Origin of the sequence: Streptomyces sp. NEAU-YJ-81 (assembly GCF_017592595.1) — a bacterium.
Classification (GTDB): Bacteria; Actinomycetota; Actinomycetes; order Streptomycetales; family Streptomycetaceae; genus Streptomyces; species Streptomyces hygroscopicus_B.
This window is the reverse complement of record NZ_JAGFNO010000023.1, coordinates 82,667-100,371: the sequence shown is the minus strand read 5'-3', so window position 1 is coordinate 100,371 and position 17,705 is coordinate 82,667. Positions and strand designations below refer to the sequence as shown.

Annotated in this window: 16 protein-coding genes and 2 pseudogenes; 6 read left to right on the top strand and 12 right to left on the bottom strand. The window is 69.9% G+C overall.

What is annotated here, in order from left to right:
- Positions 1-81: 81 nt before the first annotated feature.
- The 4 genes from J5X86_RS35505 (at position 82) to J5X86_RS35490 (ending at position 2,050) form a co-directional block, all read left to right on the top strand.
- Positions 82-873: an IPT/TIG domain-containing protein gene (locus J5X86_RS35505; RefSeq protein WP_208520782.1), complete on the top strand. Its 792-nt coding sequence runs from the start codon at positions 82-84 to the stop codon at positions 871-873.
- A gap of 261 nt (positions 874-1,134) precedes the next feature.
- The gene (locus tag J5X86_RS35500; protein ID WP_208520781.1) at positions 1,135-1,425 is read left to right on the top strand and encodes a hypothetical protein; all 291 of its coding nucleotides are present in this window, start codon (positions 1,135-1,137) and stop codon (positions 1,423-1,425) included.
- Positions 1,389-1,583 (top strand): hypothetical protein, encoded by a 195-nt coding sequence (locus J5X86_RS35495; RefSeq protein WP_208520780.1) that lies wholly within the window; start codon positions 1,389-1,391, stop codon positions 1,581-1,583. Before J5X86_RS35500 ends, J5X86_RS35495 begins: the two co-directional genes overlap by 37 nt.
- Positions 1,584-1,669: 86 nt before the next feature.
- Positions 1,670-2,050, top strand: coding sequence for a hypothetical protein (locus tag J5X86_RS35490; protein ID WP_208520779.1), 381 nt, complete (start codon positions 1,670-1,672; stop codon positions 2,048-2,050).
- Positions 2,051-2,281: 231 nt separating this feature from the next.
- Here the strand turns inward: J5X86_RS35490 and J5X86_RS51205 are convergent.
- The 6 genes and pseudogenes from J5X86_RS51205 to J5X86_RS35465 form a co-directional block, all read right to left on the bottom strand.
- Positions 2,282-2,461: pseudogene (locus tag J5X86_RS51205) on the bottom strand (acyl-CoA desaturase); the annotation flags it as partial.
- 11 nt (positions 2,462-2,472) lie between these two features.
- Positions 2,473-3,462: a LacI family DNA-binding transcriptional regulator gene (locus tag J5X86_RS35485; protein ID WP_237299541.1), complete on the bottom strand. Its 990-nt coding sequence runs from the start codon at positions 3,460-3,462 to the stop codon at positions 2,473-2,475.
- Between the two features lie 2 nt (positions 3,463-3,464).
- Complete coding sequence (locus tag J5X86_RS35480) at positions 3,465-5,231, bottom strand: glycoside hydrolase family 36 protein (protein ID WP_208520778.1); 1,767 nt, start codon at positions 5,229-5,231, stop codon at positions 3,465-3,467.
- A gap of 2 nt (positions 5,232-5,233) precedes the next feature.
- Entirely contained in the window at positions 5,234-6,061 is an 828-nt protein-coding gene (locus J5X86_RS35475; RefSeq protein ID WP_208520777.1) for a carbohydrate ABC transporter permease, read from the bottom strand.
- Positions 6,058-6,984 carry a carbohydrate ABC transporter permease gene (locus tag J5X86_RS35470; RefSeq protein ID WP_208520776.1) on the bottom strand — a complete coding sequence of 309 codons (927 nt, stop codon included), beginning with the start codon at positions 6,982-6,984 and terminating at the stop codon, positions 6,058-6,060. The genes J5X86_RS35475 and J5X86_RS35470 overlap by 4 nt, the downstream gene beginning before the upstream one ends.
- Entirely contained in the window at positions 6,981-8,342 is a 1,362-nt protein-coding gene (locus J5X86_RS35465; RefSeq protein WP_208520775.1) for a sugar ABC transporter substrate-binding protein, read from the bottom strand. The genes J5X86_RS35470 and J5X86_RS35465 overlap by 4 nt, the downstream gene beginning before the upstream one ends.
- Before the next feature lie 238 nt (positions 8,343-8,580).
- Here J5X86_RS35465 and J5X86_RS35460 point away from each other — a divergent pair, with 238 nt between their 5' ends.
- Complete coding sequence (locus J5X86_RS35460; RefSeq protein WP_208520774.1) at positions 8,581-10,539, top strand: hypothetical protein; 1,959 nt, start codon at positions 8,581-8,583, stop codon at positions 10,537-10,539.
- 196 nt (positions 10,540-10,735) lie between these two features.
- On the opposite strand, the gene J5X86_RS35455 is transcribed toward J5X86_RS35460, so the two are convergent.
- On the bottom strand, positions 10,736-12,307 hold the full coding sequence (locus tag J5X86_RS35455) for an alpha/beta hydrolase (RefSeq protein WP_243982303.1): 1,572 nt from the start codon (positions 12,305-12,307) through the stop codon (positions 10,736-10,738).
- Between the two features lie 478 nt (positions 12,308-12,785).
- Positions 12,786-13,394 (bottom strand): TetR/AcrR family transcriptional regulator, encoded by a 609-nt coding sequence (locus tag J5X86_RS35450; RefSeq protein WP_208520773.1) that lies wholly within the window; start codon positions 13,392-13,394, stop codon positions 12,786-12,788.
- Positions 13,395-13,464: 70 nt separating this feature from the next.
- Here J5X86_RS35450 and J5X86_RS35445 point away from each other — a divergent pair, with 70 nt between their 5' ends.
- Positions 13,465-14,358: an NADP-dependent oxidoreductase gene (locus J5X86_RS35445; protein ID WP_208520772.1), complete on the top strand. Its 894-nt coding sequence runs from the start codon at positions 13,465-13,467 to the stop codon at positions 14,356-14,358.
- A gap of 219 nt (positions 14,359-14,577) precedes the next feature.
- Here the strand turns inward: J5X86_RS35445 and J5X86_RS51195 are convergent.
- The 4 genes and pseudogenes from J5X86_RS51195 to J5X86_RS35430 form a co-directional block, all read right to left on the bottom strand.
- Positions 14,578-14,786, bottom strand: a pseudogene (locus J5X86_RS51195) (MBL fold metallo-hydrolase); the annotation flags it as partial.
- A 67-nt stretch (positions 14,787-14,853) separates the two neighbouring features.
- Entirely contained in the window at positions 14,854-15,738 is an 885-nt protein-coding gene (locus J5X86_RS35440; protein ID WP_208520771.1) for a putative hydro-lyase, read from the bottom strand.
- Positions 15,735-17,069: an MFS transporter gene (locus J5X86_RS35435; RefSeq protein ID WP_208520770.1), complete on the bottom strand. Its 1,335-nt coding sequence runs from the start codon at positions 17,067-17,069 to the stop codon at positions 15,735-15,737. Before J5X86_RS35435 ends, J5X86_RS35440 begins: the two co-directional genes overlap by 4 nt.
- 171 nt (positions 17,070-17,240) lie before the next feature.
- Positions 17,241-17,693 (bottom strand): VOC family protein, encoded by a 453-nt coding sequence (locus tag J5X86_RS35430; protein ID WP_078646429.1) that lies wholly within the window; start codon positions 17,691-17,693, stop codon positions 17,241-17,243.
- Between the last annotated feature and the right edge of the window lie 12 nt (positions 17,694-17,705).

The following is a 17,705-nucleotide window of genomic DNA, read 5'->3' as shown; positions in this document are numbered from 1 at the left end:
CCTTCTGCGGTTGTGGGGCCGCGTTCATCCATCCGCAGGCTCCCCGAACTGCCAGAGCGATGCGACCGAAGGAGAATGATCATGGCAACCATCACCTCGGTGGTCGATACGACAACCACCACCAACCAAGGCAAACCCGGTGACACCGTCCAGATCAACGGCACTGCTATGGCCACCACGACGAGGGTGAACTTCGGTTCGGCGGCGGTCACTCCGACCTCCGTCACCGCCACCTTGGTCACCTTCGTCGTGCCCGTCACGGCCCCCTGCTCCGGACAGGTCTCCATCAGCGTCACCAGCAACACCGGCGCCACCAGCAACGCACTGCCGTTCTTCGTCATCGGCACACCGACGACCACGGGGCTGAGCGTCACCTGCGTTCCGGCCGCCACCGGTGGCGCGGTGACGCTGTTCGGCACCAACTTCCTGACCGGGACACAGGTCGTGGTGGGCGCCGTCGGCAACGTCGCGGTCACCCCCACCCAGGCCGCCCAGGTCACCTTCACCGCACCGGCCAACCCGGGCCAGGTCGGCACGGTCTCAACCCAGCCGGTGACGATCACCACGGCCGGCGGCTCCAGCGCATCGGGCACCACCCTGATCGACTACTACCTCGCCCCGGCCGTCACCTCGACGGCTCCCACCACGGGCACGGCAGGAGACTCGGTCACCATCAACGGAACCGGCTTCGTAGGCGTCGACACCGTCACCTTCACCGACAGCGCCGCCGCCACCGCCCTCGCGGTCTTCACCCCCATCAGCGACACCCAGCTCGTCGCCACCGTGCCCGGCGGACTCGCCACCGGCGCCGGGACCATCACGGTCCACACGTGCGGCGGCAACTCCAACGCTCAAGCCTTCACGATCACCTAACCCTCCGGGGCAACGGGGCACCGACGGCACGACCATCAAGTCGCCGCCCGCGCTGTCGCGTACGGGCGGCTACGTCCCACCGCGCCCTGGCCGACCGGCCGGCCAGGGCGCGGCCCGTCCAAGAGGAACGAGAAGGAAGAAAAGAGCGAGCATCTTGGCCCCCGTAGTGACCAGCGTCAGCCCCGCTCAAGCAGGGCGGGCGGTGCGGACGCGCCCCAGGCCACCGCGCCCTGTGGGGACGCGGCGGCGCTGGTCACCGCGGTGGGTCAGGCGGCCTCGGGCGGGACCGTCAGCCTGGCCGCCGGGGGCGTCTACACCCTCAGCTCGGTGGCGGCGACGGGCGCCAACGGCCCCGACGGGCTGCCGGTCATCACCGGGAACGTGACCCTCACCGGCACCGGAGCGACCATCAGACGCAGCCCCTCGGCACCGGACTTCCGCATCGCGGAGATCGCGCCCGGCGGACAGCTCACCGTCAGCGGGGTGACCCTCTCGGGCGGCCGGGCGGCCGGGCGGTGGACGGGGCCGGAATCCTCGACCTGGGCTCCCTGACCCTGAACCAGAGCCCGGTCACCGCGGACGTCGCGAGCGGCATCGGCGGCGGCATCCAGGTCGGCCCGGGCGCCACGGCCAGTCTGACCCTGAGCAACGTCTCGGGCAACACCGCCAACGACGGCGGTGGCATGCACGTCGATACGGGGCCTCGCTGACCGCCAACAGCAGCACGTGCACCGACAACACCGCCGACAGCACCGGCGGCGCCCTCGCGAACTTCGGGAATTCCGTCCTGAGTGCCGTGACGATCGGTACCAACCGCGCCAACAGTTTCGAGGGCGGGGGTATCTGGACGTCCATCGGGAATCTGACCTTCAGCGGCGGACCCATCACCGGAAACAGGACGGGAAGCTACGGCGCATGTCTCGCGAACTTCGGCAGCGCGCTGCAATTGCAGTCCACCACGGTGTCCGGAAACATCGCCACCCTGAACGGCGGCGGACTCTTCAACCACGCGGGAAACGCGCAGATCATCGGTAACAACATCACCGGCAATACGGCCAATGGCGGTCAGGGCGGCGGCATCTTCACCGAAGGCGGTGCGGTGTCGGTGATCGCGACGAACGTGACCGGCAACAACCCGAACAACTGCGTCCCGGCCCTCGTGGGCTGCGCCACCTGACCCGTCCGTCCGGACGCGGTCGCGGCCCTGGAAGCGAGTGCTGCTTCCAGGGCCGCGTCGGTGCGGTGCCGCTTCAGCGAGAGTGGCCGTGCGCCTTCTTCTTGGCGTGCTTCTTCTTGGCCTTCTCCTCGTGATTGACTTCCAGCGCCACGACTGAGCACCGACAAGGCCACCACCTACCCGGTTGAACCTGTGCACGAACCGCTCATGCAGAGCGTCCAGTTCACCCGCCGTCACCACGGCGGCCAGGGCGAGGAGGTTCACGGTGATCATCCGCGTGTACCGACCCCTGCGGCGCTCCAGCAGCCCCTGCCTCCTGACCTCCCTCAGGAGGGGAGCGAACTCGCTCCCCTTTGGCGCGGTGCCGCGGGCGAGTGCGCGGAGCTCGGACGGCACGGTGGCCTGAGGCATGGTGGCCGCGGTCAGGAGGGAGCCGGGCCCGTGCTGGCGCGGATCACCAGCTCGGGGTCGAACAGCAGCTCACCGGTAGGTACATCGCGATTGCTGACCAGAGCCAGCACTGTACGGCCGACTTCCAGCGCGAGCCGGTCGGCGGGCTGACGCACCGTGGTGAGCGGAGGGTCCACGAACTCGGTGATCATCGTCCCGTCGTATCCCACCACCGAGATGTCCTCGGGCACCGAGCGGCCCTGGCGCCGCACCCCGCGGATGGCGCCGAGCGCCATGTAGTCACTCGCCGCGACGATCGCGGTGGCACCGAGGCCGAGCAAGGTGGTGGCGGCCGACTGGCCGCCCTCGACGGTGTACGACTGCCGGATCACCCAGCGCTCGGGGTCATCGATGCCGCGCTTCGCCATGGCCGTGCGGAATCCCTCGACCCGCTTGTCGGCCGGGTGGTTGCCCACCGGACCGGAGGCCATGCCGATCCTGCGGTGTCCGAGCCGGTGGAGGTGGTCGACGGCCAGTTCGGCGGCCAGGACGTCATCGGTGGAGAACACGGGCGCGGGCACACCGTCCGCGAACTCCCCGTTGATGGCCACATAGGGAATACGGCGCGTCCGCAGCATCTCGTAGGTCTCGAGGTCCGCTCCCTCGACGGTGTTCGACGCGGAGAGGAACACCACTGCCGCGATGCCCTTGTCCACCAGGGAGGCGATGAAGTCGCGCTCCTGGACACCGCCGGGGAACGCGGGACACACCACCGTCTTCAGGCCGTGGGGCGCGAGCGAGGACTCGATCCGCTCGGCCACGTCCGCGAAGAACGGGTTGGACACGTGCTCGGTGAGCAGGGCGACCAGCTGGCCTTGGGTCGGGCGTTCGTAGCCGAGCTCGGCCATGGCCTGCTCGACGGTGTCGCGGGTCTTCTTGGAGACGCCCTGCCGCCGGTTGATCACACGGCTGACGGTCGCCTCGCTGACCCCTGCCCGCGTGGCGACCTCGGTGATCCCCACCTTCACTGTGTGCCGCCTTCCCTGATCCGGAGTGTGGCCAGTCCCATGCTCGGTACGGGGACCGTGTGCAAGCCGGGTGTGAGCACACGCCGACACCGGTCGATGATACGGCCACGGGGGTCGTGCACCGTGATGTCCGCGGTGTGGGAGTCCTCCCCTGCCGCCACGGTGAGCCGGTCCGCCGGGGTTGCGTTGACCAGCACGATCTCGTGCTGTCCGGCGGGCCGCAGCGGCACGACGCGATCGCTGTGCACATCGATGACGCACACTCCATCGGCCGCCGAACGGACCAGCGTGTAGAGCTCGTCGGGGCGCCCGGGTTCGACCGTTCCGTCCAGCAGCTGCGGACGCAGACGGCTCCATTCGGCGAGCCAGAAACCGATCGCCTCACGGTGGCCCGCGGGGAGCCGGTCCAGCCGCACCGAAAGCTGCGGTACGGAGTGGAAGGTGCCGATGAGCTGGCGCACCGCGGCCTCGACCGGCGCGGCGGGATCCCACAGCAGCATGTCGGAATGGACCGCACCGCCGACGGTGAGCAGTGAGGTGTCGAGGGTGCGGACCCGGTTGGCGGTGGCGTCCGCAGGGCAGTCGAGGGAGCGCATCATATTGCCGTACGGAGCCATACCGGGACCGGTGTACGGCTGGCGCAGTTCCAGCAGCACATCGGGGCGGACGGTCTGGAGCGCGCACCGCAGGTCGGCCAGGAGGAGAGCCATGGCCGCTCCGACGTCCCCGGCGCCGTCGCCCGCGTACACCATGGCCTGGTCGAGGAAGTCCACTTTCAGACCGTCGAGTCCGTGGTCGCGCACCAGGCGAACGCAACTCTCGACGATCCGGGAGCGCACCTCCGGGTGGCGGGGGTCCAGGACGGCGGCGCCGGGGACCGTGGCGGGGCGCGTGGCGTACGGTGCCCACTGCCGGTGGCATGCGGCCCGTGGGCCCAGCAGGAGCGGGGCGATCCAGACCATATAGCGCATTCCGTGGCCGCGGACCCGGGCGACATGTGCGGTGAAGTCGGGGAACTTGGCCCCGTCCGGCTCCCAGTCGCCGCAGCCCGCGTAGCCGCGCCCGTGGCCGTGGCGTTGCCACCCGTCGTCCAGGATCAGGACTCCGCAGCCGAGTTCGGCGGCCAGGCGGGCCTGGGTCTCCACGGATACCGCGTCCACCTGCTGGTTGAAGGCGTACCAGGTGGAGTAGACGGGTGTGCGGGCGCTGTCGGGCACCGGCAGCGCCGCCACCTCGGCGGTGAACCAGGCGCGCAGGACGCGCAGCGCCGCGGCGACCGACTCCGCGCGCGGTACGAGCAGCAACCGGTGCGGGCCGTTCGACGCGGGCAGATGGAGATGGACGACATAGGTGCCGTTCTCCTCCGACACCCCGAACCGCAGGGCGGTCTCCGGGACCGGATCGACGGCCGCGAAGGTCAGCAGAGTGGCGCCGGAGTGGTCGTAGAGGCACCCCGCGGCGTGTCCGTCGACCAGGGAGGCCACCGACCGCCCCTCCCAGTCGGCGAGCAGGGTGCGATGCCATCCGACGCGCGGATGCCAGTATCCGGCGGCGTCCCCGAGCGGTACGGAGAACCGCACCTCGATGGGGGCGCCCTCGGCCCGCAGCCACAGGATGCTGGGCCCCCCGGGCTCCTCCACAAGGTCCCAGGAGACATCCGCGCCGCGGGCCGGCACGGCGATGCTCACTCCGTCGAGCAGCGGCTCACAGGCCGCGGGAGCCAACTCCGCGGTGGTGACGGCCTGGTGGGTCGCGTGGGACATGGTCACTCCTTCACGGCACCGGCCAGCAGGCCGGAGACAAAGTGGCGTTGCAGCACGAGGAAGACGACGGCCATCGGCACCGCGGCGACGGCGGTACCGGTGAGGATGGCCCCGTAGTCGGTGTTGTTGAGCCCCTGGAGGGCGGCGAGTGCCACGGGGATGGTGAACGACTGGCTGTCGCGCAGCACGATCAGCGGCCAGATGAAGTCGTTCCACTGGTAGAGGAAGAGGAAGATGGCGAGTGCCGCGAGGGCGGGTTTCATTGGTGGGAGGACCACTTTCCAGAACAGCCGCAGCTCGCCGCAGCCGTCCATCCGTGCCGAGTCGAGCAGCTCGTCGGGGAGGGCGGCCATCGACTGACGCATCAGGAAGATGCCGAACGGCAGGGCCAGATTCGGCATGACCACGGCCTGGTAGGTGTTGAGCCACTCCAGCTGCGCCATCAGTTTGAACAGCGGGATCAGGGTCACCTGGACCGGGATCACCAGCCCGAGCATCAGCAGTCCGAACAGCGCTTCGCGTCCCCTGAAGCGGTACTTGGCGAAGCCGTATCCGGCCAGGGTGCACACCGCGCCGGCGCACAGCGTGTAAATGGCCGCTATCAGCGTGGAGTTGAGCACCACGCGGCCGAAGGACGCGGTCCGCTGGAGGGTGTCGAGGTTCTCCGCGAGGTCGCCGCCGGGCAGCAGGGGCGGGGGGCTGTTGAAGATCTCGTGGCTGCTGTGGGTACTGGCGATGACCAGCCAGTAGAGGGGGATGACCACCGCGGCCAGGGTGATGGCGAGCGAGGAGGTCAGCAGGATGCCGTGGCGGCGCTGTGCGGGCCTCATGACTTGTCTCCCAGCACCCGGAACTGGATCAGTCCGAGGATCCCGATGAGGACGGCGAGCACATAGGCGATGGCCGAGGCGTAGCCGAAGTCGAAGTACTTGAAGGCGGTCTGGTAGAGGTACACACCGATGGTCAGGGTGGCGTTGTCCGGGCCGCCCCCGGTGAGGATGTACGGCTCGTCGAAGAGTTGCAGGGTGCCGATGGTGGAGAGGACCGTGGTGAGCAGCAGTGCGGGGCGGATCCCCGGCAGGGTCACATGGCGGAAGGACTGCCAGGGGCCCGCTCCGTCCACCGCGGCCGAGTCGTAGAGCTCCTTCGGTACGGTTTGCAGCCGGGCCAGCAGGATCACCGCGTTGTAGCCGGTGTAGTGCCAGGTCAGCGCGAGGCCGATGGAGATCTTCGCCCAGAGGGGGTCGGTCAGCCAGGGGACGCCGTCGCTGCCGAGGAGTTCCAGGAACCAGTTGACCAGGCCGTACTCCTGGTGGAGGAGGACGGAGAAGACGATGCCGTAGGCCACCAGGCCGGTGACCATCGGCAGGAAGAAGCCCAGCCGGAAGACCGAACGCGCATGCAGAAGCGCTGAGTTGAGCGCGACGGCGAGTCCGGTGGCGAGGGCCAGCATCACCGGGACCTGGACGGCGAGTACCACGGCGGTGTTCTTGAGCGCGGTCCAGAACAGCGGATCGTCGACCAGCCGCCGGTAGTTGTCGCCGCCCACGAAGGTGTCGACGCCACCCACCGTCTTGTGGAGGCTGAGCACGAAGGACCAGCCGATGGGGTAGAGCTTGAACGCCGCGAAGAGGGCGAGGGCGGGCAGGATGAAGAGGTAGGGGGCGAGGCGCCCGCGCGGTCGGCTTCTCCTCGCTCGGGCCGCTCTGGCGGGGGCGGTTGCCGCCGGCGCCTTGTGGAGGACCGCGCTCATCGGACGATCTTCCGTCCGGTCTGCTTGCCGAGCTGGTCGGCGGCATCGCCCAGCACGTCGGCCGGGTCGGCGCCCTTGAGCAGCACCTTGGTCTGGGCGTCGGTGACCACCTTGAGGACGCGGGCGTAGTCGGCGGAGTAGTTGAACGCCGGGGAGGGCGCCTTGAGCGCCTTGACGAAGACCTCTCCTCGCTTCTGCCCTCCGAAGTAGGCCGACGGCTCGTGGAAGGCGGCGTCGTCGTACGCCTTCATCAGGGCCGGGGCGATGGCCTGGTCCCGGTAGATCTTCACCTGTGAGGCCGGGCGGGTGAGGACGTACTCGACGAAGGACCAGGCCGCGGCCTGGTGGGGGCTGCTGCCCGCGACGGCGAGGTGGGTGGAGTTGACGGTGGCCGAACGGGAGCCGCCGGGGCGGACAGCCGGCGGCAGCTGGACGCGCCACTTGCCCTTCTGCTGGGGCACCTCGCGCTCGATGACACCGCCGAACCAGGTGGGCGAGGCGTGCACGGCGACGGTGCTCATCTTCAGCGATCTCACCATCGTGTTCCAGCCGCCGGAGAAGTCGCTGACCAGCCCGGCGTCGTTCAGCCGCTTGATGATCTCCATGGCACGCACCGCCTCCGGGGAGTCGAGCGTGATGTCACCGGCGGCGTTGAAGTAGAAGGTGCCCTGGAGCTGGAGGAGCATCTGGAAGAAGTTGGCGGCGTCGGCCTGGGAAGCGGGCTTGTCTATGCCGATCAGGCGAGTGCCGGTGTCGGCCTTGATCTTCTTTCCGGCCTCGATGGCGTCGTCCCAGGTGGCCAGGGCGCCCGCATCGACACCTGCCTTCTCGAAGAGGTCCGCGCGGTACCAGAAGCCCGCCGAATTCGCCTCCCAGGGAAGGGCGTTGACCCGGTTGCCGTCCGGGGAGACAGTGCGCCACAGGCCCGGGGCGAAGGCCCCGCGGTACCTGTTCGCGCCCAGCTCGTCCAGGTCGGCGAGTCCGTCCGGGAACTTCTCGGCGTAGCCGGGGAGGTAGTCGACGCCGATGTGCAGCACATCGGCGAGCCCCTCGCCTCCGGCCGCCATGGCGGTGGTGATCTTGTCCCAGATGGCCGGGTTCCCGATGTCCTGGACGGTCACCTCGATGCCCGGATGCTTCTTGCGGAACTCCGGCACCAGCGCCTTCAACGCGGTGGCCGGTCCCTGCCAGCTCCAGACGGTGATGGAGCCCTTGTTCTTGTCGCCCGCGCTGCCGGTCCCGGCGGAGCCGGAGCCGGAGCACGCGGAGAGTGAGGTGGCGGCGGCGAGCGCGCCGCCGAGCTGGAGGAGTCTTCGGCGGTCGATGCCGAGGGGGGTGTTCACGGGCGAGACGTTCATGGCTGATCCCTGTCTGCGGCTGCGCGCACAGCCGCGCCGTGGCACGAGGGGTGATGCCAGGAACGTATTACTTGCAAAGATTCACTGCAATCTTTCTGCACACTTTAATTTGCTTCTTGAGGTCACTAAAGAAAGTGTGCGCACACACATTGCAAGCCTGATGACCGATTGCTAGCGTCACCGCCCCAAGGGCCGCCCGGCTCCCGTCCACGCCGATGACGACCGGGAGAAAAGAAAGATGAGACCTTCCCGCCTGTCCGTGCTGTCCACGCTCAGCGTGCTCGCCGTAACGCTTCTGCCGACGGGAGGGGCGCCCGCCGCGGCCACCCCACCGGCCCAGCTCACCGTCACCGACCCCGGCTTCGAGCAGGAGGGCGCGGGCTGGACCCTCACCTCCGGCGCGGGAACCGCCACCAACCTGCCCCACGGCGGCAATCGGCTGCTCTACCTCGACGCGGGCCCGGACAAGAAGGCGTCCCAGACCATCACGGCCCGCCGCTCCGGCACCTACGACTTCTCCGCGTGGATCGCCACCGGAGGGCCCGGCGCTCACTTCACGGTGCGGGTGAACGGAAAGGTCATGGACTCCGTCGCGCTGCCCAGCCGCCCGACGTACGCTCGCTACACCGTCAGCCGGGTCGCCCTGACCCCCGACGACCAGCTGGAGATCGCCTTCGAGTCCGGCGACGGCTGGGTCAACGCCGATGACGTCATGGTGTCGCCGTCATCCCCGGTGGACCCCACGGTCAGCTCCTCGGACCCGAGGATCGTGGAGATGTTCACCTGGTCGAAGCGGAAGGCCAACAGCTGGGTGCAACTCCCCGGTACCACCGGCCCGTTGAACGTCGACGAGAACCACCGGTCGGGAACCGGCACGGGTACCTACGGCCCCGCTTACTGGGCGGGCTACGCCCACCGCAGCGCGTACTACTCGCGCGACTTCGCCCACCAGCTCGGCGGAGCCGCCGTCCTCGGGCTCGGCGCCGAGAACAAGGCGATGCTCCGTTCCTATGCCGCCTCCGCCACGGCCGAGCACCGCTACTACCCGGTCTGGTCGCTCAACTTCGACACCAGCACCGCGCATGCGATCGACTACCACGGCCCCGACGACTTCGTCCGCGAGGTGCCCGCCACCTTCGAACTGGTGGAGAAGGCCAATGAGGCCTACCGCTGGAGTGGCGACCGCGCCTACCTCGACGACACCGCCTTCTGGGACTACTACCGCCACGCGACCGAGGAGTTCGTCGACCTGCACGACGGCACCAAGGACAACGGGAAGGTCAAGGTGGCCGAGGGCACGGGGAAGGGCATCTTCGCCGGAGCCGCCAGCTACAACGAGGAGGGCAACGAACACCTCGCCGAGGCCGGAGACGGCATCGCGGCGCAGTACCAGGCGTACCGCGCGCTGGCGGAGCTCGCACGCGACAAGGGCGACCGCGCCCTCGCGGCCGCGTCCGCCGCACGGGCCGAGCGGCTCAAGGAGTATTTCAACGCCACCTGGAGCGGCAGCGGATCCGGTGCGTCCATGGTGCGCGCCTACCGCACCGATGGCACGCCGCTCACCGGCTGGGGCAAGGAGAACAGCTGGTTCATGCCGATGAAGGGCATCATCGACCCCGGACCCCGCAACGACGCCTACCTCGACTACATCGACGAGCAGGCGAGCGGCTCGGGCAGGCCGGTGAACATCGAGGCCCTCACCTACCTCCCCGACACCTTCTTCCGGCACAACCGCGCGGACACGGCCTGGAAGTGGATGCGCCACATCTACGACCAGCGGAACACCCAGCACACCGTCACCCGCCAGGGCCCCAACGGGGACTACCCCGAGGTGTCCTTCACCCTCCTGAGCCAGACGGTCCAGGGACTGATGGGCGTCGCGCCCGACGCGCCCCGTCGCTCCCTGACCACCCAGTCACGGCTGCCCAGCGGGATGGACTGGCTGAAGCTGGACCATCTGCGCATCGGCAAGAGCACCTTCAGCCTGCGTCACGACGGCACCACCTCCTCCACCCTCGCCCACACCTCCGGAGGCGCCGCCTACACCTGGGAGGCCCGATTCCCCGGCAAGCACAGCCGGATCACCGTCGACGGGAAGAGGCGCACGGTACGAACCAAGACGGTGGACGGCGTGACCTACACCTACGCCGTCGTTTCCGTGGCCCCCGGAATGTCCAGGACCGTCCGGGTCGGCTGACCGCCCTCTCCCGAACCGCCGCCGCACCGGATGCCGCCCATCTCCGGTGCGGCGGCCCGCGCCACGCACAGGGGCGCTGCCGCGGGGCAGACCCCGGGGAAGTCCGGCGGCAGGCCGAGCTCCTCCTCGGCCGGTGACCCCGGCCGAGGAGCCTGCGGCAACCAGGAGCGCCCGGTGCCGCAGGCGCGCGCTCGGCTCAACGCCCTCGAGGGGGGTACACCGTGCCGGGGGGCGGGGTCTTCAGCGTCCGCAGGTAGGTGTCGATCGCCCGTGCCGGGAGGGGCGACTGGCACTTGCGGTAGAGCCAGTGATCCACCCCGTCAAGGACGGCGAGCCTTCCTTTCGGGAACTCCCGTGCCATACGCCGGGCACCCGCCAGTGGAGTCGCGAGATCGTGTCCGGCGTTCACCACCAGGACCGGTGGGAGGGTGCCCTTGTTCCGGGCCGGCTGCGGCTTGGTTTCCACCGGCCACCCCTGGCAGCCGAGGATCATATCCAGGGCCTGGGCGTTGTAGCGGACGTTGGGGTGCTCGGCGGCGGCTCGGTGGAGCAGGGCGCGATAGTGGGCGTAGTCGCGCAGCCGGAGGTTGTCGTCGCGGCAGATCACCGAGCGCCAGGCCAGCTCCGGGGAGGAATCGTCGATCCAGTACACCTTCCCCTTGCCGCTGTGCAGTGCGGCCAGTTGCTCAGCGGTGGGCTGTGGATTCCACTTGCTCAGGTAGCCGTAGAGGAAGCCGGACAGCTGGTGGGCGGTGACCTTCTTCCGCGTGGGGCCGTGCGGCCCGGGCTCGAACAGCGTGCCCGCGTCCGCACGGGCGAACAGCCCGCGGACAACGGCGGCCACGTCCTTGCCCTTCAGAGCGCACGAGGCATCCTTGTCGCACCACTTGGCCAGTTCCCGCAGCGCGCTGTCGGCGGCGGCGGTGCCGTCCATGAGGAAGCGCTCGACTCCGGGCCGGGAGGGGTCCATGGCGCTGTCGAGGGCCAGTGCCCGGAGATTCCGCGGGAAGAGACGTGCGTAGCGCTCACCGATGCGCGTGCCGTAGGAATGGCCAAGGAAGCTGATCTTCCGCTCGCCGAGGGCCGCACGGATCGCGTCCATGTCGCGGGCAACGCTTTCGCTGTCCATATGGCCGACGACGGGGCCGCTGCGCTCGCGGCAGCTGTCCGCCAGCCGTTTGTTCAGGTCGCGCATACGGTGGAACTCGGAGGCGTTCTTCGGACGGGTGGGAATCTTCCGGGCCAGCCGGTCATCGCACCGCAGCTCTCCGCTGCGGCCGATACCGCGCGGGTCGAAGCCGATGATGTCGAACCGTTCCCTGATGCTCTTGGGGTAGCCCTCGACCGGGCTGTCGGCGTAATAGGCGTCGTCCAGACCCGTGCTTCCGGGCCCGCCCGGATTGGACAGCAGCGCCCCGATCCGCATGCCGGGGTCGGTGGCCTTCTGGCGGGCGACCGCGATCTTCATCGTCGGTCCGTCCGGTTGCGCCCAGTCGACCGGCACCCGCACCGTGCCGCACTCCGCTCGCCTGCTCGGGTCGGGCATGGGCGGCTCGGCCTTCGGACAGGCCGACCAGTGGATCGTCGGCGCCGGGGCCGCGCTCGGCTTGTCGCTCGTGCTCGACCACGCGAACTGCGGGACCGTCAGAAGCGACGTGGCGAGGAAACCGGCCGCCGACGCATAGGTAAGGCGGACCGTGCGCCGCCTGCGCGAGGATGCCGCCGGACCGGCCTCGTACGCTCCGGCAAGATCATTCGAATCCTTCATGGCGTCAGGATCGCGGCCCCATGTGATGGTGCTTTGGTGGCCACATGATGGCGAGGTAACAGCGTGCCGTCGATGGGCGGATGGCGGAACTTCGGCACCTCGCGCCCGGGCCGCGGTCACGCGGCCCCCTTCTGGCAGTTGGCCGAGCATGCCGGTCACCGCACACTCGCCGGGTGGTGAACGGCCGCGATCGGCTTTTCCTTGTCTGGGGCGGGTGGGGCTGTGGGTTTGGAGCTCGACTCGCGCATGTTCGCTCCGAGGGTCGGGCTGTGCTCACTGGCCCCCATTGACGGGTGGTGTGTGGGGGTGGTCCGGCTCGCGGGTGCCCGGCGGGCGCTGTTGGAGTGCGGCCGCCACGAGGCTGGGCTGAGCGTAGTGGGTTGCTGCTGGTGCACGGTGTTGCGTGCCGGAGGTGGTGCGCGGGAGGCGGGGAGCGTTCCGGCGGGCGGGCTGGAGCTCCTCACGGCGGGTCTTTGTCCTAGTTGGAGGAAACAGTTCCCGGCGCACCTGGGGACGGGTTGGTGGCCTCCCAGGCGGCTTCGATCATGTGGAAGATTTCGTCTACGGCGGCCTGCGGGTCGGCGGCCTCGCGGGCCAGTGAGAAGGCGTCGACGGCGAACCGTGCGATGGCGCGGCAGGCGGTTGTGGTCTGTGTCAGGTCGGGGTCGGTGGCGATGGCTGTTGCCAGTGACTCGGCGTGGCGCAGTCTCATCGATTCCTCGTATTCCCGCAGGGCGGGTGATGTGTCGATCATGTGCCAGATGGGGGCGGCGCTGTCCGCGGTGCAGTGTCGTACCAGGGCCTGGATCTCGCGGTGCAGTGCGGGGATGAGGGGCTCGTGCGGGGCCCGGCCGGTGACGGCCTGTGTGAGGCGTTGTTCGAAGTTTTCGTCCTGCTCGAATACCAGGGCCTCTTTCGAGGCGAAGTGGGAGAAGAGCGTGGTGACGGCGACGTCGGCTTCGGCGGCCACGTCGCGGATGCCGACCGTGTCGTATCCGTGTTCCAGGAAGAGCCGCAGGGCGGTGTCGGCGATCTTCTGGCGGGTCGCGGCCTTCTTGCGCTCGCGGCGTCCGGTCGGCACGGTCATGCCTTGACGCTATCAGATACGAACCCGAAACAGTTCTTAAACGCTAACCGTTAGTGCTACGGTCGGCGGCATGAAGAGAATGAGCTTCGCCGAGTTCGGCGGTCCGGATGTTCTGCAACTCGTGGACGCCGAGGAGCCCCACGCGGGTCCCGGCCAGGTGCGTATCGCTGTGCGGGCGGCGGGTGTGAATCCCGTCGACTGGAGGATCCGTGAGGGCCAGATCCTGGGGGCCCATCCGGTCGAGTTGCCCGCCGGGGTCGGGCTGGATGCCGCCGGGGTGGTGGACGAGGTCGGTGAGGGGGTCGAAGGGGTCGGGGTCGGTGACCGCGTGTTCGGCGAAGGGTCGAGCACCTATGCCGAGTTCGCCGTGCTGTCGGCGTGGGCCCGGATGCCCGGGGGTCTGTCGTTCGAGGAGGCGGCCGGGTACCCGTCCGTGGTGGAGACCGCGCTGCGCATCATTCGCGAGGTCGGTGTGGAGTCCGGGCAGACGCTGCTGGTCAGCGGTGCGTCCGGGGGAGTCGGATCGGCGGTGCTGCAGATCGCGCGTGAGCGCGGCATCACGGTGATCGGCACGGCCGGGGCGGCGAACCAGGACTATCTGCGGAGTCTGGGTGCCGCTGCCACGACGTACGGCGAGGGCTGGGTGGAGCGGGTGCGCCGGCTCGGCCGTGTCGACGCGGCGCTCGATCTGGCCGGTTCGGGTGTGATCCGTGAACTCGTCGAGCTGACCGGGGATCCGGGGAAGGTGATCTCCATCGCGGATCTCGGTGCGCCGGAGTTCGGCGTCCGGTTCTCCGGTGTGGCCGGGAGTGTGCCGGAGGCGCTGGCCGAGGCGGCCGGTCTCATCTCGCGAGGGAAGCTCCACATTCCGGTCGAGAAGTCCTACCCGCTCGCCGAGGCGGCTGCGGCGCACATCGACAGCCAGGCCGGTCACACGCGCGGACGCCGGGTCGTGGTCGTCTGAGCCGTTTCCCGCGCAGGTGCGGGGCCCGGCAGGGTTGAATTCCTCGGCCATGGAGTACGTCGGCAGCCGGCTCGCGCCGGAAACCATGGCCACCGGCCCCGGTCGCACCGACTCTCACGCGGTTCCAGGGCGGGGCCCGGCCGCCTGCCGGGCCCCGGTGGGTTGTGACCGGCGCGGGAGAGATTCCGCCGCTTTCACTGTTGCTCCAGGCACCCCGGGTCAGTTGTGCCCCCGGTCGAGGCGGTCGGTGAGCCCGGCGGCGGTGAAGGCGGCCGTCAGGTCGTCGTGGCCTTCGGTGAAGTGGGCCCGGCTGTCGTAGTGGACGGGGCCACGCGGCGGGCGCCGAGGATGTGGGCGGCCTCGGCGGCCTGGACCCTGTCGAGGACGATCGGCTGGTTGTCGAAGAGGGCGGGGAAGCGGGGAGCGCCCGGGCTCGCTGCCGAGGGTCTGGTAGTCGGTGCTGACTGCGCGCGACGTGGCGACTTCCTTCCGGCGCTACCGCGGCGCCCGCCGTGGCGCCCGCCGTGGCGCCCCGTCGGGCACCTCCGGCTCCGGGCCCGCGTCGACGGTGTGGTCGAATACGAACATATGGCCCGGGTAGTGGGCGATGGTGTACGGCGCCCGTGCCGCGGGGAGCGCCAGTTGCGGTGTCACCCCGCAGGCCCAGAACACCGGGACGTCGCCCTCCTCGACGACGGGGGAGGGGCCGAAGTCCGGCCGGGCCAGGTCGGCGATGCCGAGCGTCGCCGGATCGCCGATGTGCACCGGCGCCCCGTGTCCGGCCGGATAACGGGCGGTGATCTCGACGGCGCGCGCCACCAGCCGGGCCGGTATCGCGCGCATGCTGACTACCAACGGTCCGGACAGCCGCCCGGCGGGGCGGGTGGCCATGTCGGTGATGTAGACGGGCGGCGCCGCCGACTCCGGCGCGTACCGGACCGGGACGCCCGCCGCGCGCAGCGGTCCCTCGAAGGTGTGGCTGCAGCCGAGGAGGAAGCCGACCGCGTCCGCGCGCCAGTGGGTGGTGATGTCGTGCGGTTCGGCGGTCAGTTCGCCGTTGTGCCAGACCCGGTAGCGCGGCAGGTCCGTCCGCAGGTCGGCGACCGTGGTGCCCAGCCGCACCACCGGGTCGCCGGGTTCGGTGACGGCGAGGACGGGACAGGGCGCGGGGTTGCGGGTGCAGTACAGCAGGAAGTCGAAGGCGAGGTCGCGCGGGACGATCACGAGGTTGGCCTGCTGGTAGCCGTCCAGCAGACCGGCCGTGGGCCCGGTCCACCGGCCGTCCGCCACCAGGCGCCGCAACGCCGCCGGGGTGGCGGGGACGTCCCCGGGAAGGCCATCTCCGGAAGGGGCGGGGCCGGGCCGCACGGCGGCCGTCATGCCAGTTCCCCTCGGCTGGATTCGGTAACGGTGCGCAGCGTCAGCAGGGCGACGACCACGGCCGCCATCAGCAGGAAGCCCGGGGCGAGCAGACTGCCGGTGGCCGAGATCAGCCAGGTGGCCAGATAGGGGCTGAGCCCACCGCCGACGATGGTGCCGATGTTGAAGCTGAACGAGAGCCCGGTGTACCGCACCCGGGTCGGGAACATCTCGGCGTACGTCGGGTACGTGACGGACTGTACGACCGGCATCGGCAGGGCCAGCACCACCATGGCCGCGACGGCGAGCGGGAAGCTGCCCAGCCCCATGACCAGCATGGCGGGGAGGACCAGGATCGCGTATCCGGCGAAGCCGATGGTGATGAGCCGCTTGCGGCCCCACCGGTCCGACAGCGCCCCGCACACCGGCATCAGGGCGGCCACGAACAGGCTGATTCCGCCCATGATCCAGAAAGTGGAGTCCTTGGGGTAGCCGAGGTCGGTGGTCAGGTAGATGTTCATGAAGATCAGGCCGACCCAGTAGCCGCAGTTGGAGCCGATGGCCAGCAGGGTCACCTTCAGCACCGGTCCGCGGTGCCGCGTGAACACCTCGGTCAGCGGCGCCTTGGCGGTGGCTTGCTCCGACTTCGCCGCGAGGAAGCTCTCGGAGTCCGCGAGCCGGTTGCGGGCGATGAGGGCGACGGCGATCAGCGGGAGCGAGAGCAGGAACGGTATGCGCCACCCCCAGGCGTCGAGCTGGCGTTCGCTCAGCGCGGTCGTGGTGACGCCCGCGACCAGTGCCGCGGCTCCGCCGCCGAGTGCCACCCCGACCGGGGTGAAGGCGCCGAAGAAGCCGCGCCGCCCTGCCGGGGCCGACTCGGCGAGGTAGGTGGCCGAACCGGTCACCTCACCGCCCGCGAAGAACCCCTGCACGAGCCGCACCACCAGCAGCGCGGCGGGCGCGGCCATGCCGACGGTCTCGGCCGTGGGCAGCAGCCCGACGGCGGCGGTGGCGCCGCCCATCCCGGTCACGGTGAGGATCAGTACGGGTTTGCGGCCTACGCGGTCTCCGAACCGGCCGAGCAGAATGCCGCCCAGCGGCCGCATCAGGAACGCGCTCCCGAACACCGCGAGTGTGGCCAGCAGGGCGGCGGTGGGGTCGTCCCCGGGAAAGAAGTGCGGGCCGATGACCACGGCCAGATAGCTGTAGACGCCGAACTCGTAGTACTCGATGGCGGTGCCGGCGGCCGCCGCCAGCGCCGCCCGGCGCGGACCGCCCCGCGCCGCGGCGGTCACGGCGGCCGTGGCGGCCGCGTCCCCGGTGTTTCCGGGGGCCGTTGATACGCTCGTCATGGGTTCCTCCGGGTCTGACATGTCCTATGGCTGGGATGTGCTGTCAGTGCCGCTGGTGCGGCGCCGGGGGCCCGCACGACGGTCATCCGCGGGACCAGTCCTCCTGCTGATGACCGTCGTCCTTCCGGGCCGGGCGCCGCTCGCCGGTCGGACGGCGAGGACGGCGAAGAATCAGACGGCGAAGAGCTGTCCGAGGTCGGCGAACGCCTTGAACTCCATAGCGTTGCCCGCCGGGTCGAGGAAGAACATCGTCCACTGCTCACCGGGCTCGCCCTGGAAGCGGACGTACGGCTCGATCACGAACTGAGTGCCCGCCTCGGTGAGCCGCTCGGCCAGCTTCTTGAACTCCGGTACCGGGAGCACCAGGCCGAAGTGCGGCACCGGCACCTGGTGGCCGTCGACCGGGTTGGTCCCGGCGATGCCGTCGCGCGGCGTCCCCGACGGGCCGTCGCCGACCTGGTGGGTGACGACCTGGTGGCCACCGAAGTTCCAGTCGATCCACTTGGTGTCCGAGCGGCCCTCGGCGAAGCCGAGCACCTTGCCGTAGAACTCGCGGGCGGCCGCGATGTCGTCCACCGGGATGGCCAGGTGGAAGGGGACGAGGGAGGGGGACTGAGCGGTCATGTTCGGTATCTC